Origin of the sequence: Geobacillus zalihae NBRC 101842 (assembly GCF_001544135.1) — a bacterium.
In the GTDB taxonomy this organism is placed as follows: Bacteria; Bacillota; Bacilli; order Bacillales; family Anoxybacillaceae; genus Geobacillus; species Geobacillus zalihae.
Genome location: NZ_BCPV01000001.1, coordinates 99911 through 125114, shown reverse-complemented (window position 1 = coordinate 125114; position 25204 = coordinate 99911). Strand labels below are relative to the sequence as shown.

The window sequence follows — 25204 nt, the reverse complement described above, 5'->3', positions numbered from 1 at the left end:
GAGGCAGAATCATGGGCATCGATGTCGATCTCATTTTGAAAATCGCCGGCGTCGGCATCGTCATCGCGTTTTTGCATACGGTGCTCGATCAGATGGGGAGGAAAGAATACGCCCAATGGGTGACGCTGCTCGGCTTTATTTATATTTTGTTTATGGTCGCTTCCATCGTCAGCGACTTGTTCCAAAAAATCAAGGATGTCTTTTTGTTCCGCGGGTAGGAGGGATCGGCCATTGACATTTTGCAAATCGTCGGCCTCGGGTTGATCGCGACGTTTTTGGTCGTGTTGCTGCAAGAGCAAAAGTCGAATCTGGCCTTTTTGTTGACCGTGTTTGTCGGCTGCACCATTTTTCTGTTGTTGGTCGATCAAATCAGCAGCATTTTGGCGATGTTGCGAAAAATGGCCGAAGGCGCCCATATTCAGATGGTGTATTTAGAGACGATGCTGAAAATCATCGGCATTGCCTACATTGCCGAGTTCGCCGCGCAAATTTCCAAAGACGCCGGCCAAGGGGCGATCGCCGCCAAAATTGAGCTCGGCGGCAAAATCGTCATTTTGGCGCTGGCTGTTCCGATTTTAACCGCGATCATCGAAGCGGTCATCGGCCTCATCCCGTCGGCGCGCTAAAGGGGGGAACGGATTGAAGCGAACAGCGTTCCTTATTGTCGGGCTGCTTTCTCTCTTTTTTTGCCCGTTGGTCGTACAAGCCGCAAGCGATGGACCGTCGGTCAGCGAGCAGCTCGCTCAGCTCGATGTGAGCGATATCCGCCGCTATTGGGAAACGATCGTCAGCGAGTATGGCGGGTTTTTGCCGGAAAGCGAGAAAGGGCCGCTCACCGATTTTTTAAGCGGCGACAAGCAATGGTCGCCGTCCGAATGGCTGAAGGCGCTCGCCCGCTATTTGTTTTATGAACTGCAGGTGAACGGCAAACTGCTCGGCACGCTCATTTTGCTTGCTGTCTTCAGCACGGTGCTGCAATCGCTGCAAAATGCATTCGCTCAGCAGGAAGTAAGCAAAATCGCCCAGGCGGTCGTCTATATGGTGCTCTTGTTGATCGCCTTAAACAGCTTTCGCCTCGCGGCGGATTATGCGCTTGAGGCGGTGCGGACGATGAGCCATTTCATCATCGCCCTCGTTCCGCTGCTGCTCGCCCTGCTCGCCACTTCCGGCGGGGTCGCGTCGGCGGCGTTTTTCCACCCGATCATTTTGTTTGTGATGAACACCACCGGCACGGTCGTTGAATACGTCACCTTGCCGCTTTTGCTTCTGGCTGCGCTGCTTTCGGTCGTCAGCACGCTCAGCGACCGTTACAAGGCGACTCAGCTCGCCGATTTGCTCAACAAAGCCGCCCTCGGTTTGCTCGGCCTCATTTTGACCGTGTTCCTTGGCGTCATGTCCGTGCGAGGAGCGACAGCGGCCGTGGCTGACGGCGTGGCGCTCCGGGCGGCGAAATTTGTCACCGGCAATTTCATCCCGGTCGTCGGCAAGCTGTTCACCGATGCCGCCGATACGGTCGTCGCCGCTTCCATGCTGTTGAAAAATACGGTCGGGTTGGTCGGGGCGGCGATTTTGCTCATGATCGCCATCTTTCCAGCGGTGAAAATTTTCGCCATCGTCATCGTCTACAAACTATCGGCTGCTCTTCTGCAGCCGCTTGGCGGCGGACCGGTATTGTCCTGCCTCAACATCATCGGCAAAAGCATCGCTTACGTGCTGGCGGCGCTGCTCATTGTGTCGCTCATGTTTTTCTTAAGCCTCACCGTCATGGTGATGGCCGGGAACATTACGATGATGGTCCGCTAGGGGGAGCGCTATGCAGCTAGTCATTGAGTGGGTGACAAACATCATTTTGTTTTTGTTGTTTGCTATCATCATCGATTTTTTGCTGCCGTCGGGGACGATGCAAAAATACGTGAAAATGGCTGTCGGGCTTATGCTCGTTCTCGTGATGCTCGCTCCGGTACTCAGGCTCGCTTCCGTTGATCCCGAGCAGCTCATCGCGTCGGCGCTCGTCCATTTTTCCAACGGCCGTGCGGGGGAGGAGGCAATAAAAAATCAAATCGAACAGCAGAAAAAAGAAATACAAGCCTCGCAACGCGCATATATTTTAAAACAAATGGCTGTCCAGCTCGAAAACGATGTCAATGAGGAGTTGATGGAAAAGTATGGGCTGAAAGCGGATGTCAACGTTTACGCCAAGCCAGGCGACGACTGGCGCATGCCGGATGACATCAAGACGATTGAGGTCGTCCTTTCGAAACAGAAGTCAGCCGGTTCGGTGGAACCGGTTGTCATCGATACGACGAAGCCGCCGGCTTTGCCGGAGGGCGATGCTTCGCTGGCAGAGGAGGTGCGCGCTTTTCTCGCCGGCCGATGGGAAATCGATGAAGATAAAATTGACGTGCAATTTAGGGGGAGGGAATAGAGGGGGGATGTTGCCGCTCATCAAACGGCTCTTTTCTTCAGCGCCGAAAGACGGGGAAGGAGCACAGAAAAAATGGCCGTTTTCGTACGTCGTCGTCCTGCTGTTGGCTGGTGTCGCCTTGATGGCGGCAAGCCATTGGGCAAACAGTGGAGAGGAAGCCGAAGCGAAGCCTTCCGCCGGGCAGCCGTCCGCTCCAGCCGAGCCGGCATTCCTGGCAAGCAAGGAGACGAAAGAGAAAGTGATCGCCGCCTATGAGGAGCGGTACGAAAAAGAACTGAAAGCCGCTCTTGAGGCGATCGAAGGGGTGGATGATGTCACGGTCGTCGTCAATCTCGATTCCACGGAGTTGAAACTGTATGAGAAAAAGCGTTCGACTCAGCAGCAGACAACGGAAGAGAGCGACAAGGAAGGCGGGAAGCGGACGATCGAAAACGAGTCGACCAATGAAGAAGTCATCATTATTCATAACGGCGAAGAAGAAACGCCGCTTGTCGTCGCCACGAAAAAGCCGGACATCCGCGGCGTTCTCGTTGTCGCCAAAGGGGCGGATAATTTGCAAATCAAAAAATGGATCGTCGAGGCGGTGACGCGCGTGTTAAACGTTCCGAGCTACCGCGTCGCTGTCTTGCCGAAAAAATGACCGGGTAAGGGGAGGAGATCGGCATGTTGAAAAAACAAACCGTATGGCTGTTGACGATGTTGAGCTTGGTCGTTGTGCTGTCGGTCTATTACGTGACAGCTCCAAAAAATATGAACGACAGTCCGGCATTTACCGCCAATAAGAAAACGGAAAAAACAACCGATCAGCCGAGCGTCGCTGTCGAAGAGGCGAAAAAGCCGTCCGCGTCTGGCGAAACGGGCGACGACTTGTTTACAGCGCTGCGCATGAAAATTGAGGATGAACGGAGCCGGCTGCGCGATGAGCTGAACGCCATTGTCGCTTCAGCGAACGCGACGGCGGAAGAAAAAAGTGAAGCGCTCGACAAAATTGAAAAATTGCAAGCATTGTCCGAAAAAGAAGCAACGTTGGAGACGCTCATCAAATCGAAAGGCGGTTATGAAGACGTGCTCGTGCGCGCCGATGACAACCAAGTGCGCGTGACGATCAAATCGAAACAAAGCTCAGCTAAATCGGCGAATGAAGTCATTCATATGGTGAAAAAAGAAATACCCGATGCTGAATACGTGACGGTTGAGTTTCAGCCGGCTGGATGAACGCGCTGCTCTTTAGGGCAGCTTCTTTTTTTGCGGAAAAGTCTTTTGTTTGTCCTACTGTTGTGTGTATAATCGTTATGGACACGTTTAGGCACCGCCAGAAAGGAACGGGCTGCACGATACTTGGAGAAAGGTGTGAGATCGATGAAAATTCAAGAAATCCGTGAATTGATCCGCTTGGTCGACCAGTCCTCAATTGACGAATTCGTATACGAACAAGGCGAAACAAAAGTACATATGAAAAAAGGAACGGCTGCTGTCGCCGTTGCGTCGGCTGCGGCCGCACAGACGGCGGTCGCGCCGCCGGCGCCTGCCGCTCCGGCAGCGGTCGAACCGGCTTCGGCAGCTGCTCCCGTTCAAGCAGCGGCCTCAGAAGCGCCGGCACCGAAAGCGGAAACGCCGGTAGTCAAAGAAGAAAAGCCGGCTGTGGAAGGCAACTTGCATCAAATTACTTCGCCGATGGTCGGCACGTTCTACGCAGCGCCGGCGCCGGACAAGCCGCCGTATGTGAAGCCGGGCGACAAAGTGAAAAAAGATACGGTCGTTTGCATCATCGAGGCGATGAAGCTGTTTAATGAAATTGAAGCGGAAGTCGATGGCGAAATTGTCGAGGTGTTGGTGCAAAACGGCCAGCTCGTCGAATATGGCCAGCCGTTGTTTTTAGTCAAGCCTGAATAAGGGAGAGAACGGACGATGATCAAAAAAGTGTTGGTGGCGAACCGCGGGGAAATCGCCGTCCGCATCATCCGCGCCTGCCGCGAGCTTGGGATTGAGACGGTCGCTGTCTTTTCGCAAGCCGACCGCGACGCCTTGCACGTGCAGCTGGCTGATGAGGCGTACTGCATCGGGCCGACCGCTTCGAAAGACAGCTATTTAAATTTCACAAACATTATGAGCGTCGCCACGCTGACTGGCTGTGACGCCATCCACCCCGGTTACGGGTTTTTGGCGGAAAATGAAGCGTTCGCGGAGCTGTGCCGTGAATGCAACGTGACATTTATCGGCCCAAGTCCGGAAGCGATTGCAAAAATGGGCATGAAAGACATCGCTCGCGAGACGATGCGCGAGGCGGGGGTGCCGATCGTGCCTGGGTCGCGCGGGGTTATCGAAAGCCTTGATGAGGCGCGGGCGATTGCCGAAGAGATCGGCTATCCGGTCATCATTAAAGCGACGGCCGGCGGCGGCGGGAAAGGAATCCGCGTCGCCCGCGACGAAGGCGAGCTCGTCAAAGGCATCAACATCACCCAGCAGGAAGCGGCGACGGCGTTTGGCAACCCAGGCGTCTATATTGAAAAATATATCGAAGATTTCCGCCATGTCGAAATTCAAGTGCTCGCTGATTCGTACGGCAATACGATTCATCTCGGTGAGCGCGACTGCTCGATCCAGCGCCGGCTGCAAAAACTGGTCGAGGAAGCGCCGTCGCCGGCCATTGACGACGAGATGCGCCGGAAGATGGGCGAGGCAGCCGTCAAGGCGGCAAAAGCGGTCAACTACACCGGCGCCGGCACGGTTGAATTTATTTATGACCACCGGAACAAGCAATTTTACTTCATGGAGATGAATACGCGCATTCAAGTCGAGCATCCGGTCACCGAACTGATCACCGGCATCGATTTGGTCAAGGAGCAAATCCGCATCGCCGCCGGTGAAAAGCTGTCGATCACCCAAGAGGACGTCACGTTTAACGGCTGGGCGATCGAGTGCCGGATCAACGCCGAAAATCCAGCGAAAAACTTTATGCCGTCGCCGGGGAAAATCGCCATGTACCTGCCGCCGGGCGGCCCGGGCGTGCGCGTCGATTCCGCCGTCTATCCAGGCTATACGATCCCGCCGTATTATGATTCGATGATCGCCAAATTGATCGTTCATGCGCCGACGCGTGCGGAAGCGATCGCCCGCATGAGACGGGCGCTTTCGGAGTTTATCATCGAAGGCATTCATACAACGATTCCGTTCCACATAAAATTAATGGAGCATGAGAATTTTCAAAGCGGTGAGTTTAATACGAAGTTTTTGGAGTTATATGATATTATGAAGGCGGAATAGGAGGTGCCTTATGTCTGAGCATGTCTTTGAAACAGAGCAAGTGTACCCGGCGCTCGGCAAGGTGGAAATTGCACCGGAAGTGATTGAGGTGATCGCTGGCATCGCGGCGTCAGAAGTCGACGGCATCGCGCAAATGCGCGGCAATTTTGCCGCCGGCGTCGCCGAGCGGTTTGGAAAGAAACACCATGGCAAAGGCGTCAAGGTTGATTTGCGCGACGACGGCGTCGTCATCGATCTTTATTGCCTCGTCCAGTTTGGCGCATCGATTCCGAACGTGGCGAAAAAGGTGCAGGAAAATGTGCGCCAGGCGCTTTGGAACATGACCGGCCTCGAGGCGAGCGAAGTGAACGTTCATATCGTCGGCATCCAGTTTGAGGGCGGCAAGCAGGAACAAGGCGTGGTCGAACAGTGATCTCGCAAGGCAGTTGCTTTTTCGGCGGCTGCCTTTTTGTTTTTTTGGCCAAAGTTTGTTATTGTAATGAACGAGGCCGTTATGGCGCAACCAACGGCAGCGCGAATGATTTGTGGGAAAAGGCTGGCTTTTTCCGAAAAATATGATATGATTTCATTGTGAATGTTCGTTTTTTGGAAAGGGGGACCGCCATGAAGCGGCATGAAGCACGGGAAAAGGCGTTGCAGGCGCTGTTTCAAATCGATGTCGGACGCATTCCACCAGACGAGGCGCTCCACAATGTCACGGGCGGCGGCGACATCGACCCGTTTTTGCGCCAGCTCGTCTTTGGCGTCGTCGAGCACCAGGAGGAGATTGACGAGCTGTTGCGCGCCAATTTGGAAAAATGGACGCTTGAACGCGTCGCCAACGTTGACCGCGCCATTTTGCGCATGGCGACGTACGAGATGAAATACGCCGATGATGTGCCGGTAAGCGTCAGCCTCGATGAGGCGGTCGAGCTGGCGAAAAAATTCGGCGATTGGAAATCCGGAAGTTTTGTCAACGGCGTGCTTTCGAAAGTGAAGGCGGCACTGCAAAAATAAAACCGGCTGCATCGCGGGCAGATATCGAACGATGAACGAGGAGAGGGGAACGAAACACGATGACAGCACAAATCATTAGCGGAACGGAGATGGCGAGGACGATTCGCACCGCATTGGCGGATGAAGCCGCACAGTTGAAAGCGGACGGCGTTGAGCCGGGGCTGGCCGTCATTCTAGTCGGCGACGATCCGGCATCGCATTCGTATGTAAAAGGAAAACAAAAAGCGTGCGCCGAGGTCGGCATTCGCTCGTTCCTTTACACGTTTCCGGCGGCGATCGACGAAGAGACGCTGCTTGCGAAAATCCGCGAGTTAAACGTCGATCCGGCGGTGCACGGCATTTTAGTGCAGCTGCCGCTGCCGGATCACATTTGCGAATGGTCGGTCATTGAAACGATCGCACCGGAAAAAGATGTCGATGGGTTTCACCCGATCAATGTCGGAAAAATGATGATCGGCCAACGGGCGTTTCTCCCTTGCACTCCGCATGGCATTTTAGTGATGGTGCAATCGGCCGGCATTGACATCGCCGGCAAGCACGTCGTCGTCGTCGGCCGAAGCAACATCGTCGGCAAACCGGTTGGCCAGCTGTTTTTGCGCGAACATGCCACCGTCACCTACACTCACTCGAAAACGCCGGATTTGGCCGCCATCACTCGGCAGGCGGACATTTTGATCGTCGCTGTCGGCAAGGCGCGCCTCATCGGCCCGGAACACATCAAGCCCGGGGCGGTCGTCATCGACGTCGGCGTCAACCGGCTTGAGAACGGCAAATTGTGCGGCGATGTCGATTTTGACGCTGTGAAAGAAGTGGCTGGCTATATGACGCCGGTGCCGGGTGGAGTCGGGCCGATGACGATTACAATGCTCTTGCACAACACGATTGAAGCGGCACGGCAGCTGGCCGCAAAGTGAGGGCAGGATCAGTGGAAGTGAAATATGTGACGGTCGGGGCGTTGACGAAGTACATCAAACGCAAGTTCGATGTCGACCCGCATTTGCGCGATCTATGGGTGAAGGGCGAGATTTCGAATTTTAAGCAGCATTCGCGCGGCCATATGTATTTTACGTTGAAAGACAGCCAAGGACGCATTGCCGCCGTCATGTTCGCCGGCTACAACCAGCATTTGCCGTTTCGTCCTGAAGATGGGATGAACGTGCTCGCGCGCGGGGAAATTTCCGTCTATGAACCGAACGGCAACTATCAGCTTTATGTCAAAGAAATGCAGCCGGAAGGTGTCGGAAGCCTCTATTTAGCCTACGAACAGCTGAAGCAGCGGCTCGAGGCGGAAGGGTTGTTTTCGCCGGTCCATAAAAAGCCGCTTCCAGCTTTCCCTCGCTGCATCGGCGTCGTTACATCGCCGACTGGAGCGGCGGTGCGCGATATTATGACGACGATTCGCCGCCGCTATCCCCTCGCTAAAGTCATTTTGTTTCCAGCGCTCGTTCAAGGGGACGGGGCGGCGCCCTCCATCGTGCGCGCCATCGAGCGGGCGAATGCGTTCGGCGAGGTTGATGTGCTGATTGTCGGCCGCGGCGGCGGCTCGATCGAAGAATTGTGGGCGTTCAATGAAGAAATCGTCGCCCGCGCCATCTTCGCCTCAAAAATACCGATTATTTCCGCTGTCGGCCATGAAACAGATTTTACGATCGCCGACTTTGTCGCCGATTTGCGGGCGCCGACGCCGACGGCAGCAGCTGAGATGGCGGCGCCGCATGTTGGGGAGCTCGCTGAGCGGCTCGCCGAGCGGAAATGGCGGCTCATCCGCGCCATGAAAGAGCGGCTTGCCGCTGATAAAGAGCAGCTTCGCCGGCTGCAAGGATCCTACGCATTCCGCTATCCCAAGCGGCTCTATGAACAAAAAGAACAGCAGCTTGATGCGTTGCTTGAGAGGCTTAGCCGCCAACGCGAACGGCTCGTCGACAAACATCGTCAGCGGCTGCATGAGCTTGACATGAGACTATGGCGGCACCATCCGGCTGCAGAGCTTGAGCGGATGAAAGAACGGCAAAAGGCGACCGCCAATGCGCTGGAAAAAGCGATGCGCACCGCGGTGGAGCGCCATCGGTTCCGCTTTCGCTCCAACCTCGCCCGGCTTGAGGCGCTCAGTCCGCTTCGCATCATGGAGCGCGGCTACAGCTTGGTGTACAATGAGCAGGGCGAGCTCGTGAAACGAACGAACCAGCTTCGAATCGGCGAGCATCTTTCCATTCAAGTTCAAGACGGACGAGTCGATTGTCAAGTGACGGGAGTGGAGGAAAAACAAGTATGAGCGAAGAAAAAGAGATGACGTTTGAAGAAGCGATGAAAAAACTGGAGGAAATCGTCGAAAAGCTCGAGGAAGGGAACGTGCCGCTTGAGGAGGCGATCGCCTTTTTTCAAGAAGGCATGAAACTGTCCAAGCTTTGCCATGATAAATTGCAGCATGTGGAGAAACAGTTGGAGTACATGCTGCGCGAAGACGGCGAGCTTGTCCCTTTTTCGCCGGAGGAGGAGTGACGGGTGGCGCAGCTTTCGGTTGAACAGTTTCTCAACGAACAAAAACGGGCCGTCGAGGCGGCGCTTTCCTCCTATATGGCGCGGCTTCGTGGGCCGGAGACGCTGAAAAAGGCGATGGCCTACTCGCTTGAGGCCGGCGGCAAACGAATCCGCCCGCTTTTGTTGCTGGCGACCATCCAAGCGCTTGGCAAAGACCCGGCGATCGGTCTGCCAGTCGCTTGCGCCATTGAAATGATCCATACGTACTCGCTCATTCATGATGATTTGCCAAGCATGGACAACGATGATTTGCGGCGCGGCAAACCGACGAACCATAAAGTGTTCGGCGAGGCGATGGCCATTTTGGCCGGGGACGCTTTGTTGACGTATGCCTTTCAATTGATGGCCGAAATCGATGATGATCGCGTGCCGCCTCCCGTCCGTCTGCAGCTCATCGAGCAGCTCGCGAAGGCGGCCGGCCCGGAAGGCATGGTCGCTGGACAGGCGGCTGATATGGAGGCGGAAGGAAAAACGCTGGCGCTTGCGGAACTGGAATACATCCACCGCCATAAGACGGGGAAAATGCTGCAATACAGCGTGCACGCCGGCGCCCTGCTTGGCGGCGCCGATGGTCGGCAGACGCGCGAACTCAACGAGTTCGCCGCACATTTAGGCCTCGCCTTTCAAATTCGCGACGATATTTTGGACATTGAAGGAATGGAAGAAAAAATCGGCAAGCGAGTCGGCAGCGACCGCGACAACAAGAAGGCGACATATCCGGTGCTTCTTTCGCTAGGCGGTGCTAAAGAGAAACTGGCGTTTCACATTGACGCCGCGAAGCGCCATTTGCAGCAAGCCAAAATCGATGACGCGGTGCTGGCCTACATTTGCGAGCTTGTCGCGGTCCGCGACCACTGATGCGGGGCGGCCGCCTCTTGTTCCCGTTGTTCGCTTTCCTGCGGGGCGGAGGCGGCCTTGTTTTTTTGGTTGTTTTCCGCCGGGCGGCCGCCGCAAGTTCTATAGATACACCACAAAACGCGTCCTAGTGGTGACGGGCTGCGTTGGCGGGAAAAGTCGATTTTTCGCGCCGGATCATGTATAATAATACTACCTGTACGAGGAGAAACGGCTCGGAGAACGACAGAATGAAAGCGAGTGATCTTTGTTGGACTTGACAAAAATTGACCATCCGCGCGTTGTCAAAAACATGTCCATTCCTGAGCTGAAACGGTTAAGCGCCGAGATTCGGCGGTTTTTAATTGAGAAGTTGTCGAAAACGGGCGGACATATCGGCCCGAACTTAGGGGTCGTCGAGCTGACGATCGCCCTCCACCGCGAATTCGACAGCCCAAAAGACAAGCTCATTTGGGATGTCGGACACCAGTCATACGTGCATAAAATTTTGACCGGACGCGCCGCCGCGTTCGACACGCTCCGCCAATACAAGGGGCTGTCCGGGTTCCCGAAACGGAGCGAAAGCGAGCATGACGTGTGGGAAACGGGCCATAGCTCGACGTCGCTGTCGGCGGCGATGGGAATGGCGATCGCCCGTGATTTGAAAGGGACGGATGAATACATCGTGCCGATCATCGGCGACGGGGCGCTCACCGGCGGCATGGCGCTTGAGGCGCTCAACCATATCGGGCATGAGAAAACGGATATGATTGTCATCTTAAATGACAATGAAATGTCGATCGCCCCGAACGTCGGCGCGTTGCACAACATCCTCGGTCGGTTGCGCACCGCAGGCAAATACCAGTGGGTGAAAGATGAACTGGAGCTGCTGCTCAAGCGCATCCCAGCGGTCGGCGGCAAGTTGGCGGCGACGGCCGAGCGGCTGAAAGACAGCTTGAAATATTTGCTTGTCTCCGGCGTGTTTTTCGAAGAGCTCGGGTTTACGTATTTAGGCCCGGTCGACGGCCACGATTTTGAGGATTTGCTTGAGAACTTGCGCTATGCGAAGAAGATGAAAGGCCCCGTGCTTGTCCATGTCATCACGAAGAAGGGAAAAGGGTACAGTCCGGCGGAAAACGACAAAGTCGGCACATGGCACGGCACAGGGCCGTACAAAATCGAAACCGGCGCTTTTGTCAAAACGAAAGAGGCAGGTCCGTCATGGAGCGCGCTTGTCAGCGAAACCGTGCGCCGGCTCGCCCGCACCGACCCGCGCATCGTCGCGATTACGCCGGCGATGCCGGTCGGCTCGAAGCTGGAAGGGTTCGCAAGCGAGTTCCCCGATCGGATGTTTGATGTTGGCATCGCCGAGCAGCATGCGACAACGCTTGCGGCTGGATTGGCGACGCAAGGGATGAAACCGTTTTTGGCCATTTATTCGACATTTTTGCAGCGCGCCTATGACCAAGTCGTCCATGATGTATGCCGGCAAAACTTAAATGTCTTTTTCGCCATTGACCGTGCTGGGTTGGTCGGGGCGGACGGCGAAACGCACCAAGGGGTGTTTGACATCGCCTTTTTGCGCCATGTGCCGAACTTGGTGTTGATGATGCCAAAAGACGAAAACGAAGGACAGCACATGGTGTACACCGCCATCCGCTACGACGACGGGCCAATCGCCATGCGTTTCCCGCGCGGCAACGGGCTTGGCGTACCGCTTGATGAGGAGCTGAAAGAAATCCCAATCGGCACGTGGGAAGTGTTGCGCGACGGCTGCGATGCGGCGATTTTGACGTTTGGCACGACGATTTCGATGGCGCTTAAGGCGGCCGACGAGCTGGCGAAAGACGGCATATCGGTGAAAGTCGTCAACGCTCGCTTTTTGAAGCCGATGGACGTGGCGATGCTTCACGAACTGCTTGAGAGCCGCCTGCCGATCTTAACGGTCGAAGAGGCGGTGCTGCAAGGCGGCTTTGGCAGTGCTGTGTTGGAGTTTGCTCATGATCATGGTTATCACGGAGCGGTCATCGAACGGATGGGCATCCCGGACCGCTTTATCGAACATGGAAGCGTCAGCGAGCTGCTCAATGAAATCGGGCTGACGTCGACCCATATCATCGACCGCATCAAAACGATGGTGCCAAGAAAACAGAAAAGGGCTTGAGACATGAAAGGAAAAAAAGAACGGCTCGATGTGCTGCTTGTCGAACGAGGGCTGGCGGAAACGCGAGAAAAGGCGAAGCGGGCGATCATGGCCGGGCTTGTCTATTCAAACGACGTTCGACTCGATAAGCCCGGGGAAAAAGTGCCGGTTGACATTCCGCTTGAGGTGAAAGGCAACCCGCTTCCGTACGTCAGCCGCGGTGGGTTGAAACTGGAAAAAGCGTTGCGCGAGTTTCATATTCGCGTGGAAAATAAAATTGTTCTTGACATCGGCGCGTCGACCGGCGGTTTCACCGACTGCGCCTTGCAGCATGGGGCGAAGCTGACGTATGCCGTCGATGTCGGCTACAACCAGCTTGCTTGGAAGCTGCGTCAAGACGAGCGCGTCGTTGTAATGGAGCGGACGAACTTCCGCTACGTGACGCCGGATCAGTTTACGAAAGGGCTGCCGGAAGTAGCTGTCATCGATGTCTCGTTTATTTCGCTGCGGCTCATTTTGCCGGTCGTCAAGACGGTCATGGTGCCGGGCGGCGATGTGATTGCGCTCGTCAAGCCGCAGTTTGAAGCCGGCAGGGAAAAGGTCGGCAAAAAGGGGATTGTTCGCGACCCGAACATTCACGAGGAAGTGCTCGAATCGATCATTCAATTCGCCTGTGCGGAAGGGTTCGATGTTCTTCATTTAACGTATTCACCGATTACCGGCGGCGACGGCAATATTGAATTTTTGCTTCATGCTGCCTATCCTGGAGGAAACCGGGAGGGAGAAAACCGACTGCCAGCATCCGTCGCCGACGTGGTGAGCGAGGCGCATGCCCGATTGCGGGCGGGGAGCGTGGAGCCAAGCGGCAAATAGCGTCGGCGGGACGGACAATCTGCTCTGCACTTTGAAAAGCGGGGAGGTGGCGCAATGTGAACAAAGGGCAAAGGCATATTAAAATTCGCGAAATCATTATGAACCATGACATTGAAACGCAAGACGAGCTTGTCGACCGGCTGAGAGAAGCTGGCTTTAACGTCACCCAAGCGACCGTCTCGCGCGACATTAAAGAAATGCAGCTCGTCAAAGTGCCGATGGCCAACGGCCGCTACAAGTACAGCCTTCCGTCCGACCAGCGCTTCAATCCGCTGCAAAAGCTGAAGCGGGCGCTTGTTGATGTGTTTGTGAAGCTTGACGGAACGGGCAACTTGCTTGTGTTGCGGACGCTGCCGGGCAACGCCCATGCCGTCGGCGTCTTGCTCGACAATTTGGATTGGAACGAAATCGTCGGTACGATTTGCGGCGACGATACGTGCCTGATCATCTGCCGTACTCCGAAAGATGCGGAAAAAGTGTCCGACCAGCTGTTGTCCATGCTCTAGGCGAGGACCGGCCCAGCTCCCGTTCTGCGTTCAAGGACGGAACGACAGGGCGGTCCTCGTTTGCAAATCCGAACATACGTGCTATAATCAAAAGTGGAATTAATCGGACAGGCAAGGAGTGGTGAAATGCTCGCCGAGCTGTCGATTAAAAATTTCGCCATTATCGAGTCGCTCTCGTTGTCGTTCGACAAAGGGCTGACGGTGTTAACCGGCGAAACGGGAGCCGGCAAATCGATCATCATCGACGCGATTCATTTGTTGATCGGCGGACGCGGCTCCGCTGAATTTGTCCGCTTTGGGGCGGAAAAGGCGGAAATCGAAGGGCTGTTTTTGCTTGATGATGACCGCCATCCATGCTGGCAAAAATGCGCAGACGTTGGCATCGACGCCAGCGACGGCATGATCGTGTTGCGCCGCGATATTTTCGCCAACGGCAAAAGCGTCTGCCGCATTAACGGCAAGCTCGTCACGACGGCGGTGCTGCGCGACATCGGGGCGACGCTTGTGGATATTCACGGCCAGCATGAACATCAAGAACTGATGGATCCGTCCCGCCATCTGCCGCTTTTAGACGAGTTCGGCGGCCTAGAGGCAGCAGAGGCGCTTGCTCGCTACCGCGCCGTCTACGAGCGGTATGAGGAGCTCGGAAAAAAATTGAAAAAGCTGAGCGAAAATGAACAGCAAATGGCGCACCGGCTTGATTTGCTGACGTTTCAGCTGCGTGAAATCGAGCAGGCGGCGCTTGAGCCGGGCGAGGACGAGCGGCTGATGGAGGAAAAAGTTCGCATCGTCAATTTTCAAAAAATTTATACCGCGCTGCAGAAAAGTTATGAGGCCCTCTCCGGAGAGGGACGCGGACTTGATTCGATCGGGGAGGCGATGCGCCATCTCGATGACGTCGCAGGCATGGATGCAGCGCTCAAAGATGCGCATGAAACGACGTCGAACTGCTACTATTTGCTCGAGGAAGTCATGTACAAGCTGCGCGATCAAATTGAGGAGATGGAATACGACCCAGAGCGGCTCGATGCCATTGAAAGCCGTCTCGCGGAAATCGGGCAGCTCAAACGAAAATACGGGGCGACGATCGCCGATATTTTGCACTATGCCGAGACGATCGCCGAGGAAATCGAGACAATCGAAAATCGCGAAACGCATGTGCATGAGCTTAAGCAGCAGCTCGCTCTGGTGACGGACGAGTTGCTCACGGAGGCGAAAAACGTCACCGCTGTTCGGCAAACATATGCCCGGCGCCTGATTGAGCGCATTCATCAAGAACTGAAAGACTTGTACATGGACAAAACGAAATTTGACATCGTATTTGCCAAGCGCGAAGGATCGCTTGACGCTCCCTTGGTCGACGGCGTGCCGGTTAGGTTCCAAGAAGACGGCATCGATGTCGTCGAGTTTTACATTTCGACGAACGTCGGCGAGCCGTTAAAACCGCTCGTCAAAGTCGCTTCCGGCGGCGAGCTGTCGCGCATTATGCTGGCGTTGAAAACGATTTTTTCCAAACATCAAGGAGTGACGTCGATTGTTTTTGATGAGGTCGACACCGGTGTCAGCGGACGCGTCGCCCAGGCAATGGCGGAAAAAATTTACCGCATCGCCAGCCAGTCGCAAGTGCTTTGCATTTCCCATCTGCCGCAAGTCGCTGCGATGGCGGACACGCACTTGTTGATCGCCAAAGAGACGGATGGGGAACGGACGAAAACAGTCGTGAGGAAGCTCAATGAGGAGGAGAAAGTGAAAGAAATCGGGCGGATGATTTCCGGCGTCGAGATGACGGAATTGACGAAACGGCATGCCAAAGAGCTGTTGGAACTGGCGGCGAAAATGAAACATTGATTCCTGTTTCCCCTGTTCGTCGAGGGGAGGCGCATCCCTCTCAAAGCGGGCCGATTCCGCCTGCCTGTTCTGCCTTGGCGCCCGCTTTCCTTAAGAGAACTACGGTGTTTCATAAAGATAAGCAAAAAGCCGCGCGGCTGTCCGGATGCAAGTCCATCCAATTCCGGGCAGCTTTTTTATCGACAGGGCGATTATATTTTCCCCGGTTCAGGCAAAATTAAAACTGTAACCGTTTTTGCATGGTGTAGGCGGGAGCGAGGAGAGTGGACGACATTGAATAAAGAAACGGCGCGAAAAATCGCAGGAGTGCTTCTCCTTGGTATATTGACGGCCATCGCCTTTTCCAAACCGATGAAGGAATATTGGCAAATTCCGAAGCAGCTTGTCCTGTTTGAAGGCGATGCGGTTGAATTTCCTGCCGCTTCCCTTCCCGTGCAAGCGGCCGTCAATGACCGAAACGCTCCCGAAACGCTCAATATTGAGCGAAAAAACGGTTCTCTGTCTGTAAAGGCGAAACGCCGCGGACATGAAACGATGATGTTGCAGGTTGCCGGAATGCCGATCAAGCAAGTGGATGTCAACGTGCTGCCGACGCTCAAAGTCATTCCCGGCGGACAATCGATCGGCGTCAAGCTCAATACCGTCGGCGTTCTTGTCGTCGGTTACCACCTTGTCGAAACCGAAAACGGGAAAAAATCGCCGGGAGAGGCAGCCGGCATTCAAGTCGGCGACATCATTATCGGCATTAACGGCCAAAAAATCGAAAACATGAGCGACCTCTCCCCTTTCATCGAGGAGGCCGGCAAAACGGGAAAACCGCTTCATCTAAAAATTCTGCGCGATCAGCACTCCATGACGGTGAAGCTCGTTCCGCTGAGAGACAGGCATGACGATGTGTACCGCATCGGCCTGTACATTCGCGATTCGGCCGCCGGCATCGGGACGATGACATTTTACGACCCCAAATCAAAAACATATGGCGCACTTGGCCATGTCATCTCTGACATGGATACGAAAAAGCCGATTGTCGTGCAAAACGGGCAAATTATGCGCTCGACCGTCACATCGATCGAAAAAGGGACGAGCGGCAATCCAGGTGAAAAATTAGCCCGCTTTTCCGACGGCGAAGAAGTGATCGGCACGATCACCACCAACAGCCCGTTTGGCATTTTTGGCAAGCTTACAAAGCCACTGCCGAACGGTCCGTTCACAAAACCGATCCCGGTTGCCTTGGCGAACCAAGTGAAAGAAGGACCGGCAAAAATATTGACAGTGGTGGAAAACGACAAAGTCGAGCAGTTTGACGTGGAAATTGTCAGCACCATTCCGCAGAAATTTCCGGCGACCAAAGGCCTCGTGATTCGCGTCACGGACCCGCGCTTGTTAAAGAAAACAGGGGGCATCGTCCAAGGGATGAGCGGCAGTCCGATCATTCAGGATGGAAAACTTGTCGGCGCAGTGACGCACGTTTTCGTGAACGATCCGACATCCGGCTATGGCGTCCACATTGAGTGGATGCTGCAAGAGGCAGGCATCGATCTATACGGCAAACAAAAGAAAGCGAGCTGACAAAGTCGGCTCGCTTTTTCCCGGCAGCCAACATTCGATTCTTGCGTATATTTGGTGAAATGACGAGTGATGATTTGGTCACCATTCATCTCTTCCTGATCATCCCAAGGCCAATGTTTCGAAATGCTGTGAGCGGCTTGATTGATCCCGCCATATTGGTTAGGCTGCCACTAAAAATTTTTCAAAAAAGGCGGCAAAAATTTTGCCGGTTTGGCATAGATATTTGGTGAAACATCCGTTAAAATGAAATTTGTAAAGATTTTTCGACAAACGCATCGCTGGTGAAAACGGATATTGTCTAATGAGCTCGTTTTTTGTTATAATTTTTATTTTTTGAAAAATAAAAGGATTTTTTGCTGCTGTTGTCGAATGTACGTTAACGGAATGTTACATAGCAAGAAAAAGTGGGGGAGGACGATCGTTTTGAGCATTAAGGTGTGCATTGCCGATGATAACCGCGAATTGGTGACATTGCTTGACGAATATATCTCGAGTCAGCCGGACATGGAAGTGATTGGCACGGCGTATAACGGCCAAGATTGCCTTCATATGCTCGAGGAAAAGCGGCCGGATATTTTGCTTCTGGACATCATTATGCCGCACTTGGATGGGTTGGCTGTGCTTGAGAAAGTCCGCGCAGGTTGTGAGCATCAGCCGAGCGTCATTATGCTGACGGCGTTCGGCCAGGAGGATGTCACGAAAAAGGCAGTGGAACTCGGCGCTTCCTACTTCATTTTAAAACCGTTCGACATGGAGAATTTGGTCCATCACATTCGGCAGATTCATGGCAAAACGGCGCCGATGGTCAGAAAAACCGGCTCTGCCTACCAGGCGCGCGACAACAAACCGAAAAATTTGGATGCGAGCATTACGAGCATCATCCATGAAATCGGCGTCCCGGCGCATATTAAAGGCTATCTGTACTTGCGCGAAGCGATCGCGATGGTGTACCACGACATCGAACTGCTCGGCTCCATCACGAAAGTGCTCTATCCGGACATCGCGAAAAAATACAACACGACCGCCAGCCGCGTCGAGCGCGCCATTCGCCATGCGATCGAAGTCGCTTGGAGCCGCGGCAACCTCGAATCGATTTCCTCGCTGTTTGGCTATACGGTGAGCGTCTCGAAGGCAAAGCCGACAAACTCGGAATTCATCGCCATGGTGGCCGATAAGCTCCGGCTTGAGCATAAGGCATCGTAACGGAAAACGAATGATAGCCAAAGCAGCAAGACGCTCCGCAATCGGGGGCGTCTTTTTTGCCGTTTGGCGGCTTGCTGGAACGAAAAAAGGGGGAACGTGGCTTGCGCCGGTGTGGTGTACAGAGGCGGCTTTACCGCCAAGGGCCAGACGGTTAAGACGGGTCGTTTTCTTTTTCTTTTTTCTCCAATTCCAGCAGCTTGTTCACCAAAATGTGCGGCGGCATATGCATGATCTGCTCGATCGGCACGCCGAGCGCTTTGGCCAGCTTTTGCGCTGTTTCCAGCGAAATTTTCAACGGCTGCATCATCTCACCTCGTTTGTTCATAGTATTACTTTTAGTATAACGAACGACCGCCGGTTTCGGCCAGCTCGTTGGCTGAACGGCGAATAAAGGCGAAAGGAAGAAGGCAGAATGACATTGATTTTTGCCCACCGCGGGGCGGCGGGGACGCACCCGGAAAATACGATGGCGGCGTTTATCGAGGCGGAAAAAGCGGGAGCGGACGGCATTGAATTGGATGTGCAGCTCACAAAAGACGGCGAAGTGGTCGTCATTCATGACGAAACGGTCGACCGGACGACGGACGGCAGCGGCTGGGTGAAAGACATCACGTACCGTGAACTGCGCCGATTGAACGCGGCGGCGAAATGGAGCGGCAAGCACGGCCATTGTCCGATTCCGCATCTTGAGGAAGTGCTTGCTTGGCTGTCATCAACACGGATGGCGGTCAACATCGAGCTGAAAAATAGCCTCATTGCCTACGAAACGCTTGAGCAAAAAACGATCTCCCTCGTGCGCCGCTATGGGCTTGAGAAGCGGACGATTTTGTCGTCATTCAACCATAATAGCATGCGCCTTTGCCGAACGCTTGCACCGGAAATCGAGACGGCGCTTTTGTACATCGAGCCGCTGTATGACCCATGGACGTATGTGCGCGCCATGAACGCCGACGGGGTGCATCCGCACTATCGGACGGTGACGGCGGAATTTGCCGCCGAAGCGCGGCGGCGCGGGGTGGCGGTCCGCCCGTTTACGGTAAATAAGCGAAATGTGATGAAAACGATGTTTGCTTATGGCGTTGACGCTGTCTTCACCGACTACCCCCACCAAGCGAAGCAATGGAAAGAGAAAACGCCTTAACGAGAGACGTTAAGGCATTTTTTGTTTGTCTTGAAATGGATGGTTTCCCAGTGTAATAGGCATCAACGTTCCGGGTCAAGGCGTTTTTCGTTTTCGTTGAAAACGCGCCTGCACTTTGTTGCGCTTCCGGTCGCGGTGCAGCAAAAAACCGCCGAGAAACGCCAGCCCGGCGGCAAACAGCGCGAGCCCGGCGAGAAATTGCAACCATAAGACGGCAAACGGAGGCTGTATGATGCCAAACAACGCATCGCGCATCCATTTGATGCCAAGCGCAGCCGAAAGCCCCGGGATGACTAAAATCAACAGCGCAATCATTCGCCCCATCGCGATCGCGTTCCTTTCCGAAAAGAGTGGCCTTATCGACTATCATAGCGGTTATTGGGCGTTTGTCAAGGAAAGAGCAAATCAAGTATGATAAAAGTGTCTGCAAAAATTGGCATACTATAAAGTGTGGTGGACGGACATGAAAAAAGTGATGCTTATTGGCGCTGACTCGCGTGGGACATCGTTGTTGAAGCTGCTCCATGGGGCATCAGGGTTTGAAGTCGTGGCAGTCGTGGATGTAGATGAACACGCTCCGGGGTTGCAGCTGGCGCGCCGATGGGGGATTGCCGCCGCCAGCGACTGGCGTCCATGGATGGCCAAACCGCTTGATTTGATCATTGAAACGACGGGCAGGGCGGATGTTTTGGAAGAAATCCGCCGACGGGCACCCGAGGGGGCGAATATTGTTCCGAGCGCGGTCGCGCGGATGATGGCCGAGCTCGTTGCAGAAAAAGAAGCGCTCATCGCTGAGCTGAAAAGTGAAGCAGCTCGGCGCGCGCTCATCTTTCATTCGTCCCATGATGGCATGATTGTTGTAGATGAATATGCTTACATTACCGATATGAATCAAAGCGCGGCGGAGCTCCTTGGAGTGGACAAAGACGAAGTGATTGGCAAACCTATTTTGGATGTTTTGCCGTCAAGCGGCTTGCCACGCGTGCTCGAAACGAGGCAGACCGAATTTCATCAGGAAGTGGAACTGGCCAATGGAAAAAAATTGATCACCACCCGCATCCCGATCATCGATGACAATGGCAAACTGTTTGGGGCGCTCGCTGTGTTTAAAGACATTACCGAGCTGGTTGCTTTGGCGGAAGAAATCACCGACTTAAAAGAAGTCCGCATGATGCTTGAAGCGATCATCCACTCGTCGGAAGAGGCAATTTCTGTCGTCGATGAAAATGGGAACGGCATTTTGATCAACCCGGCGTATACACGGCTTACCGGCCTGACAGAGGAAGACGTCATCGGCAAACCGGCGACGGCCGACATCGCGGAAGGGGAAAGCATGCACATGCAAGTATTGAAAACGCGCCGCCCGGTGCGCGGAGCGCGCATGAAAGTCGGCCCGAAAAACCGGGATGTCATCGTCAATGTCGCGCCGATTATTGTTGATGGCGTATTGAAAGGGAGTGTCGGCGTCATTCATGATGTGTCAGAAATTCAGCGGCTGACGACTGAGCTCAATCGGGCGCGGCAAATCATCCGCACGCTCGAGGCGAAATATTCGTTTGCGGATATTGTCGGTGAGTCAGAGGAGATGAAGGTGGCGATCGAGCAGGCGAAGCTGGCGGCGAAAACACCGGCGACGATTTTGCTGCGGGGGGAATCAGGGACGGGCAAGGAGCTGTTCGCCCACGCCATTCACAACGCGAGCGACCGAAAGTATAACAAGTTTATCCGCGTCAATTGCGCGGCCATTCCGGAAACATTATTAGAAAGCGAACTGTTTGGCTATGAGGAAGGAGCGTTTTCCGGTGCGCGGCGCGGCGGCAAGAGAGGGTTGTTTGAAGAAGCAAACAACGGCAGCATTTTTCTTGACGAAATCGGCGAGCTGTCGGCCAGCACGCAGGCGAAGCTGCTCCGCGTTTTGCAGGAGCGGGAAATCGTTCGCGTCGGCGGGACGAAGCCAATCCCGATCAACGTCCGCGTCATCGCCGCCACGAACGTCAACCTTGAAAAAGCGATTGCCGAAGGTGCATTTCGCGAAGACTTATACTATCGGCTCAATCGGATGCCGATTTATATTCCGCCGCTGCGCGCTCGCAAGGAAGATATTCCAGCGCTTTGCCGGCATTTGATCCAAAAACTGAACCAAGATTATGGGCGCAACGTCGAAGGTGTCACGGATGAAGCGATGGCGAAGCTTCTTGCCTATGATTGGCCGGGAAATGTCCGCGAGCTCGAAAACGTGCTCGGGCGGGCGATGATTTTTATGAAATTTCATGAGGTGATGATCGATGCCACGCATTTGCCGCCGCTCGCTTCGCCTTCGTCAGTGCCGGCTCATCGAGTGGAAACGGAAGAGGAGATTCGGCCGCTTGAGGAAATGGTGAGCCGATACGAAGCGAGCTTGATTGAGCAGGCGCTTCGCCGCCATCGCGGCAATAAAACAGCGGCGGCCCGGGCGCTTGGCATTTCGGTGCGCAATTTATATTACAAGCTGGAGAAATACGGGCTTGACAAAAATATCATGCAATAATTTGCGCGGAGTGAAGAATATTGCACATATCTGTTTGCGAAGGTAGTGTGTTTTAAAGCGCTTTCAGTCATTTTTGGTTGGCACAGTTTTTGCATAAAAAGACTGTGCCGCACGATTTGCAGAAAAGGTTGGTGCAGATGATGAAGCTTGAATCGTTAGTGCAAGAAGCAAGACAATGCCAGGACCGGACGGTGGCCGTGGCGGCGGCGGAAGATGAAGAAGTGATTGAAGCGGTGGCGATGGCGCTCGAACACCGTCTCGGACGCTTTGTGCTTTATGGCGATCGGGAGCGGCTCGGACGGCTGTTGAAGGAAAAAGGATGCGCCCGCTTTTCCGACGTCGATGTCGTTCATGCGAATTCGATCGGGCAAGCCGCAGAGCTTGCCGTGCGCGCCGTTCATTTGAATGAAGCAGATGCCTTAATGAAAGGGCACGTACCGACGGCAACCTTGCTGAAAGCCGTCTTGAACAAAGAATACGGGCTGCGCACAGGAAAGGTGTTGTCCCATGTCGCTGTTTTTGAGGTGCCGGAGTTTGACCGATTTGTCATCGTCACCGACGCGGCGATGAACATCGCTCCGGATTTGGAGCAAAAGGTGCAAATTGTCAACAACGCCGTCAGCATCGCGCGTTCCATCGGCATCGAGCGCCCAAAAGTCGCGGCGCTGGCGGCGGTGGAGACGGTCAATCCGGCTATGCCGGCGACCGTCGATGCAGCGGCGCTCGCGATGATGCAAAAGCGGGGGCAAATCGAACATTGCCTGCTTGACGGACCGCTTGCGTTGGACAACGCGGTGTCGCTGGCGGCGGCGAAGCATAAGCGGATTGAAAGCGAAGTGGCTGGACAGGCTGATATTTTGCTTGTGCCGGACATTGAATCCGGCAACATGCTGTATAAGTCGCTCGTCTATTTTGCGAACGCACGCGTCGGCGCCGTCATCGCTGGGGCGAAGGCGCCGATCGTCTTGACGTCGCGCGCCGACTCGGCGGAAAGCAAACTGTATTCGTTGGCGCTTGCTATTTGTTCGGCAGCAAAATGAAATAGATGAAGGAGGCCATCAGTGATGGAACTGTTTCAATATATGGAAAAATATGATTATGAGCAAGTGTTGTTTTGCCAAGACAAAGAATCCGGATTGAAGGCGATCATTGTCATTCATGACACGACGCTCGGCCCGGCGCTCGGCGGGACGCGCATGTGGATGTACAATTCGGAAGAAGAGGCGCTTGAAGACGCCCTGCGCCTCGCCCGCGGCATGACGTACAAAAACGCGGCCGCCGGCCTTAATTTAGGCGGGGGCAAGACGGTCATCATCGGCGATCCGCGCAAAGATAAAAACGAGGCGATGTTCCGCGCGTTCGGCCGGTTCATTCAAGGGCTGAACGGCCGCTACATCACGGCGGAAGACGTCGGCACGACCGTTGCCGATATGGACATCATCTATCAGGAAACGGACTATGTCACCGGGATTTCGCCGGAATTCGGCTCATCCGGCAACCCGTCGCCGGCCACGGCTTACGGCGTATATCGCGGGATGAAAGCGGCGGCGAAGGAAGCGTTTGGAAGCGATTCGCTTGAAGGAAAAGTTGTCGCCGTCCAAGGGGTTGGCAATGTCGCCTACCATTTATGCCGCCATTTGCACGAAGAAGGAGCGAAACTCATCGTTACCGACATCAACAAGGAAGCGGTGGCGCGCGCGGTCGAGGAATTTGGGGCGAAAGCGGTCGACCCGAACGACATTTACGGCGTGGAGTGCGACATTTTTGCTCCATGCGCGCTCGGCGGAATCATCAACGACCAAACGATTCCGCAGCTGAAAGCGAAAGTGATCGCCGGCTCGGCGAACAACCAGCTGAAAGAGCCGCGCCATGGCGACATGATCCATGAAATGGGCATCGTCTATGCACCAGATTATGTGATCAACGCCGGCGGCGTCATCAACGTCGCCGATGAGCTGTACGGCTACAACCGTGAACGGGCGATGAAAAAAATCGAGCAAATTTATGACAACATCGAAAAAGTGTTTGCCATCGCCAAGCGTGACAACATTCCAACGTATGTGGCCGCTGACCGGATGGCCGAAGAACGAATTGAAACGATGCGCAAAGCGCGAAGCCAATTTTTGCAAAACGGCCATCATATTTTAAGCCGCCGCCGCGCCCGCTAATAGCGGCGCGGGGCGGCCTTCCGCCCCGCCGGCGGATGATGGAGGGACAGCAACGATGGAAGAGCAGAAGTTTCGCATTTTAACGATCAATCCAGGCTCGACTTCAACGAAGATCGGCGTCTTTGAAAACGAACGGCCATTGCTCGAAAAAACGATCCGCCACGAGGCGGACGTGCTTCGGCAATATAAAACGATCGTGGACCAGTATGAGTTTCGCAAGCAAACGATTTTGCAAGCACTGGATGAAGAAGGGATCAATTTATCGAAGTTGAGCGCCGTCTGCGGCCGCGGCGGGCTTCTCCGTCCAATCGAAGGCGGCACGTATCGCGTCAATGAGGCGATGCTTGAAGATTTGCGGCGCGGATATTCCGGCCAGCACGCGTCCAACCTCGGCGGTATTTTGGCGCATGAGATCGCCTCGGCCTTAAACATCCCGGCGTTTATCGTCGACCCGGTCGTCGTCGATGAACTTGATCCAATCGCCCGGATCAGCGGATTTCCGCTCATTGAGCGGCGCAGCATTTTCCACGCCTTAAACCAAAAAGCGGTCGCGCGCCGCGTCGCCAAGCAGCTCGGCAAACGGTATGACGAACTGAACTTGATCGTCGCCCATATGGGCGGCGGCATTACGGTCGGCGCCCACAAGCAAGGAAGGGTCGTCGATGTCAACAACGGGCTTGATGGCGAAGGCCCGTTCAGCCCGGAGCGCGCCGGGACGGTGCCAGCGGGCGATTTGGTTGCTTTATGCTTCTCTGGTGAATATTACCGCGAAGAGATCATGAACATGCTCGTCGGCGGCGGCGGCCTTGTCGGTTATCTTGGCACGAATGATGCGGTGAAAGTCGAGAACATGATCGAAGCCGGCGATGAAAAGGCCAAGCTCGTGTATGAGGCGATGGCGTACCAAGTGGCGAAAGAAATCGGTGCGGCAAGCGCCGTGCTTTCCGGCAAAGTTGACGCCATCATTTTGACCGGCGGACTGGCGTATGGCAAATCGTTTGTCGAACAGATCACTCGCCGCGTGCAATGGATCGCCGATGTCATCGTCCATCCGGGCGAAAACGAACTGCAGGCGCTCGCGGAAGGCGCGCTTCGCGTCCTGCGCGGCGAAGAAGAGGAAAAAGTGTATCCAGGCGAGGCCGTTTCGCCGATTCCAGCCCGGCGCTGAT

The 25204-nt window shown here is 54.7% G+C and carries 27 protein-coding genes; 25 read left to right on the top strand and 2 right to left on the bottom strand.

Annotated features, from left to right (window positions below):
• Positions 1–11 precede the first annotated feature (11 nt).
• The 20 genes from spoIIIAC to spo0A all read left to right on the top strand — a co-directional run bounded on the left by spoIIIAC (position 12) and on the right by spo0A (position 18199).
• Positions 12–218 (top strand): stage III sporulation protein AC, encoded by a 207-nt coding sequence (gene spoIIIAC, locus GZ1_RS00660; protein ID WP_011231888.1) that lies wholly within the window; start codon positions 12–14, stop codon positions 216–218.
• Positions 219–239: 21 nt separating this feature from the next.
• Positions 240–626 (top strand): stage III sporulation protein AD, encoded by a 387-nt coding sequence (spoIIIAD, locus tag GZ1_RS00655; protein WP_012820577.1) that lies wholly within the window; start codon positions 240–242, stop codon positions 624–626.
• Between the two features lie 13 nt (positions 627–639).
• The gene (gene spoIIIAE, locus GZ1_RS00650; protein WP_020756964.1) at positions 640–1803 is read left to right on the top strand and encodes a stage III sporulation protein AE; all 1164 of its coding nucleotides are present in this window, start codon (positions 640–642) and stop codon (positions 1801–1803) included.
• A gap of 10 nt (positions 1804–1813) precedes the next feature.
• Complete coding sequence (gene spoIIIAF, locus GZ1_RS00645) at positions 1814–2425, top strand: stage III sporulation protein AF (RefSeq protein WP_015375379.1); 612 nt, start codon at positions 1814–1816, stop codon at positions 2423–2425.
• A gap of 7 nt (positions 2426–2432) precedes the next feature.
• Entirely contained in the window at positions 2433–3065 is a 633-nt protein-coding gene (spoIIIAG, locus tag GZ1_RS00640; protein ID WP_011231884.1) for a stage III sporulation protein AG, read from the top strand.
• Between the two features lie 23 nt (positions 3066–3088).
• Positions 3089–3640, top strand: coding sequence for a SpoIIIAH-like family protein (locus GZ1_RS00635; RefSeq protein WP_020756962.1), 552 nt, complete (start codon positions 3089–3091; stop codon positions 3638–3640).
• 144 nt (positions 3641–3784) lie between these two features.
• A complete protein-coding gene (gene accB / locus GZ1_RS00630; protein ID WP_011231882.1) occupies positions 3785–4318 on the top strand; it encodes an acetyl-CoA carboxylase biotin carboxyl carrier protein in 534 nt (177 codons plus the stop codon).
• A gap of 15 nt (positions 4319–4333) precedes the next feature.
• A complete protein-coding gene (gene accC / locus GZ1_RS00625; protein ID WP_060787684.1) occupies positions 4334–5689 on the top strand; it encodes an acetyl-CoA carboxylase biotin carboxylase subunit in 1356 nt (451 codons plus the stop codon).
• A gap of 10 nt (positions 5690–5699) precedes the next feature.
• Positions 5700–6101 (top strand): Asp23/Gls24 family envelope stress response protein, encoded by a 402-nt coding sequence (locus tag GZ1_RS00620; protein ID WP_011231880.1) that lies wholly within the window; start codon positions 5700–5702, stop codon positions 6099–6101.
• A 191-nt stretch (positions 6102–6292) separates the two neighbouring features.
• Complete coding sequence (gene nusB / locus GZ1_RS00615; RefSeq protein ID WP_011231879.1) at positions 6293–6685, top strand: transcription antitermination factor NusB; 393 nt, start codon at positions 6293–6295, stop codon at positions 6683–6685.
• A 59-nt stretch (positions 6686–6744) separates the two neighbouring features.
• Positions 6745–7599: a bifunctional methylenetetrahydrofolate dehydrogenase/methenyltetrahydrofolate cyclohydrolase FolD gene (gene folD / locus GZ1_RS00610; RefSeq protein ID WP_060787683.1), complete on the top strand. Its 855-nt coding sequence runs from the start codon at positions 6745–6747 to the stop codon at positions 7597–7599.
• A gap of 11 nt (positions 7600–7610) precedes the next feature.
• On the top strand, positions 7611–8957 hold the full coding sequence (gene xseA, locus GZ1_RS00605; RefSeq protein ID WP_015375372.1) for an exodeoxyribonuclease VII large subunit: 1347 nt from the start codon (positions 7611–7613) through the stop codon (positions 8955–8957).
• The gene (locus GZ1_RS00600) at positions 8954–9184 is read left to right on the top strand and encodes an exodeoxyribonuclease VII small subunit (RefSeq protein ID WP_012820585.1); all 231 of its coding nucleotides are present in this window, start codon (positions 8954–8956) and stop codon (positions 9182–9184) included. The genes xseA and GZ1_RS00600 overlap by 4 nt, the downstream gene beginning before the upstream one ends.
• A 3-nt stretch (positions 9185–9187) precedes the next feature.
• Positions 9188–10081, top strand: a complete 894-nt coding sequence (locus tag GZ1_RS00595; RefSeq protein WP_012820586.1) for a polyprenyl synthetase family protein — start codon at positions 9188–9190, stop codon at positions 10079–10081.
• 247 nt (positions 10082–10328) lie between these two features.
• A complete protein-coding gene (gene dxs, locus GZ1_RS00590; protein WP_033004878.1) occupies positions 10329–12221 on the top strand; it encodes a 1-deoxy-D-xylulose-5-phosphate synthase in 1893 nt (630 codons plus the stop codon).
• 3 nt (positions 12222–12224) lie between these two features.
• Positions 12225–13073, top strand: coding sequence for a TlyA family RNA methyltransferase (locus GZ1_RS00585; RefSeq protein ID WP_020278545.1), 849 nt, complete (start codon positions 12225–12227; stop codon positions 13071–13073).
• A 56-nt stretch (positions 13074–13129) separates the two neighbouring features.
• Entirely contained in the window at positions 13130–13579 is a 450-nt protein-coding gene (gene ahrC / locus GZ1_RS00580) for a transcriptional regulator AhrC/ArgR (protein WP_011231872.1), read from the top strand.
• Between the two features lie 126 nt (positions 13580–13705).
• Positions 13706–15427 (top strand): DNA repair protein RecN, encoded by a 1722-nt coding sequence (gene recN / locus GZ1_RS00575; protein ID WP_060787682.1) that lies wholly within the window; start codon positions 13706–13708, stop codon positions 15425–15427.
• 273 nt (positions 15428–15700) lie between these two features.
• Positions 15701–16996 (top strand): SpoIVB peptidase, encoded by a 1296-nt coding sequence (gene spoIVB, locus GZ1_RS00570; protein WP_060787681.1) that lies wholly within the window; start codon positions 15701–15703, stop codon positions 16994–16996.
• Positions 16997–17380: 384 nt separating this feature from the next.
• Positions 17381–18199, top strand: coding sequence for a sporulation transcription factor Spo0A (gene spo0A, locus GZ1_RS00565; protein ID WP_025038882.1), 819 nt, complete (start codon positions 17381–17383; stop codon positions 18197–18199).
• Positions 18200–18350: 151 nt separating this feature from the next.
• On the opposite strand, the gene GZ1_RS17860 is transcribed toward spo0A, so the two are convergent.
• On the bottom strand, positions 18351–18503 hold the full coding sequence (locus GZ1_RS17860) for a YycC family protein (RefSeq protein ID WP_011231868.1): 153 nt from the start codon (positions 18501–18503) through the stop codon (positions 18351–18353).
• A 108-nt stretch (positions 18504–18611) separates the two neighbouring features.
• On the opposite strand from GZ1_RS17860, the gene GZ1_RS00560 reads away from it, so the two are divergent.
• Positions 18612–19340: a glycerophosphodiester phosphodiesterase gene (locus GZ1_RS00560; RefSeq protein WP_020754118.1), complete on the top strand. Its 729-nt coding sequence runs from the start codon at positions 18612–18614 to the stop codon at positions 19338–19340.
• Between the two features lie 75 nt (positions 19341–19415).
• Here GZ1_RS00560 and GZ1_RS00555 read toward each other — a convergent pair whose 3' ends face one another.
• Positions 19416–19664: a DUF2627 domain-containing protein gene (locus tag GZ1_RS00555; protein WP_015375366.1), complete on the bottom strand. Its 249-nt coding sequence runs from the start codon at positions 19662–19664 to the stop codon at positions 19416–19418.
• 139 nt (positions 19665–19803) lie between these two features.
• Here GZ1_RS00555 and GZ1_RS00550 point away from each other — a divergent pair, with 139 nt between their 5' ends.
• From GZ1_RS00550 to buk, 4 genes are all read left to right on the top strand, one after another.
• Positions 19804–21867, top strand: a complete 2064-nt coding sequence (locus tag GZ1_RS00550) for a sigma-54 interaction domain-containing protein (RefSeq protein ID WP_060787748.1) — start codon at positions 19804–19806, stop codon at positions 21865–21867.
• A gap of 137 nt (positions 21868–22004) precedes the next feature.
• Positions 22005–22907, top strand: a complete 903-nt coding sequence (yqiS, locus tag GZ1_RS00545; RefSeq protein ID WP_255211259.1) for a phosphate butyryltransferase — start codon at positions 22005–22007, stop codon at positions 22905–22907.
• A 24-nt stretch (positions 22908–22931) separates the two neighbouring features.
• Positions 22932–24035: a leucine dehydrogenase gene (locus tag GZ1_RS00540; RefSeq protein ID WP_011231863.1), complete on the top strand. Its 1104-nt coding sequence runs from the start codon at positions 22932–22934 to the stop codon at positions 24033–24035.
• 55 nt (positions 24036–24090) lie between these two features.
• On the top strand, positions 24091–25203 hold the full coding sequence (gene buk / locus GZ1_RS00535) for a butyrate kinase (RefSeq protein WP_060787680.1): 1113 nt from the start codon (positions 24091–24093) through the stop codon (positions 25201–25203).
• Position 25204: the final 1 nt, after the last annotated feature.

What these genes read in the sequence shown, in the direction of transcription:
- GZ1_RS00555 (WP_015375366.1), bottom strand. Translation starts at nt 19,664, where the DNA reads ATGGGGCGAATGATTGCGCTGTTGATTTTAGTCATCCCGGGGCTTTCG.
- GZ1_RS17860 (WP_011231868.1), bottom strand. Translation starts at nt 18,503, where the DNA reads ATGCAGCCGTTGAAAATTTCGCTGGAAACAGCGCAAAAGCTGGCCAAA.
- accC (WP_060787684.1), top strand. Translation starts at nt 4,334, where the DNA reads ATGATCAAAAAAGTGTTGGTGGCGAACCGCGGGGAAATCGCCGTCCGC.
- spoIIIAF (WP_015375379.1), top strand. Translation starts at nt 1,814, where the DNA reads ATGCAGCTAGTCATTGAGTGGGTGACAAACATCATTTTGTTTTTGTTG.
- accB (WP_011231882.1), top strand. Translation starts at nt 3,785, where the DNA reads ATGAAAATTCAAGAAATCCGTGAATTGATCCGCTTGGTCGACCAGTCC.
- GZ1_RS00635 (WP_020756962.1), top strand. Translation starts at nt 3,089, where the DNA reads ATGTTGAAAAAACAAACCGTATGGCTGTTGACGATGTTGAGCTTGGTC.
- spoIIIAC (WP_011231888.1), top strand. Translation starts at nt 12, where the DNA reads ATGGGCATCGATGTCGATCTCATTTTGAAAATCGCCGGCGTCGGCATC.
- yqiS (WP_255211259.1), top strand. Translation starts at nt 22,005, where the DNA reads ATGATGAAGCTTGAATCGTTAGTGCAAGAAGCAAGACAATGCCAGGAC.
- GZ1_RS00540 (WP_011231863.1), top strand. Translation starts at nt 22,932, where the DNA reads ATGGAACTGTTTCAATATATGGAAAAATATGATTATGAGCAAGTGTTG.
- spo0A (WP_025038882.1), top strand. Translation starts at nt 17,381, where the DNA reads ATGTTACATAGCAAGAAAAAGTGGGGGAGGACGATCGTTTTGAGCATT.
- GZ1_RS00560 (WP_020754118.1), top strand. Translation starts at nt 18,612, where the DNA reads ATGACATTGATTTTTGCCCACCGCGGGGCGGCGGGGACGCACCCGGAA.
- recN (WP_060787682.1), top strand. Translation starts at nt 13,706, where the DNA reads ATGCTCGCCGAGCTGTCGATTAAAAATTTCGCCATTATCGAGTCGCTC.
- spoIIIAG (WP_011231884.1), top strand. Translation starts at nt 2,433, where the DNA reads ATGTTGCCGCTCATCAAACGGCTCTTTTCTTCAGCGCCGAAAGACGGG.
- GZ1_RS00585 (WP_020278545.1), top strand. Translation starts at nt 12,225, where the DNA reads ATGAAAGGAAAAAAAGAACGGCTCGATGTGCTGCTTGTCGAACGAGGG.
- folD (WP_060787683.1), top strand. Translation starts at nt 6,745, where the DNA reads ATGACAGCACAAATCATTAGCGGAACGGAGATGGCGAGGACGATTCGC.
- nusB (WP_011231879.1), top strand. Translation starts at nt 6,293, where the DNA reads ATGAAGCGGCATGAAGCACGGGAAAAGGCGTTGCAGGCGCTGTTTCAA.
- GZ1_RS00550 (WP_060787748.1), top strand. Translation starts at nt 19,804, where the DNA reads ATGAAAAAAGTGATGCTTATTGGCGCTGACTCGCGTGGGACATCGTTG.
- GZ1_RS00620 (WP_011231880.1), top strand. Translation starts at nt 5,700, where the DNA reads ATGTCTGAGCATGTCTTTGAAACAGAGCAAGTGTACCCGGCGCTCGGC.
- buk (WP_060787680.1), top strand. Translation starts at nt 24,091, where the DNA reads ATGGAAGAGCAGAAGTTTCGCATTTTAACGATCAATCCAGGCTCGACT.
- GZ1_RS00600 (WP_012820585.1), top strand. Translation starts at nt 8,954, where the DNA reads ATGAGCGAAGAAAAAGAGATGACGTTTGAAGAAGCGATGAAAAAACTG.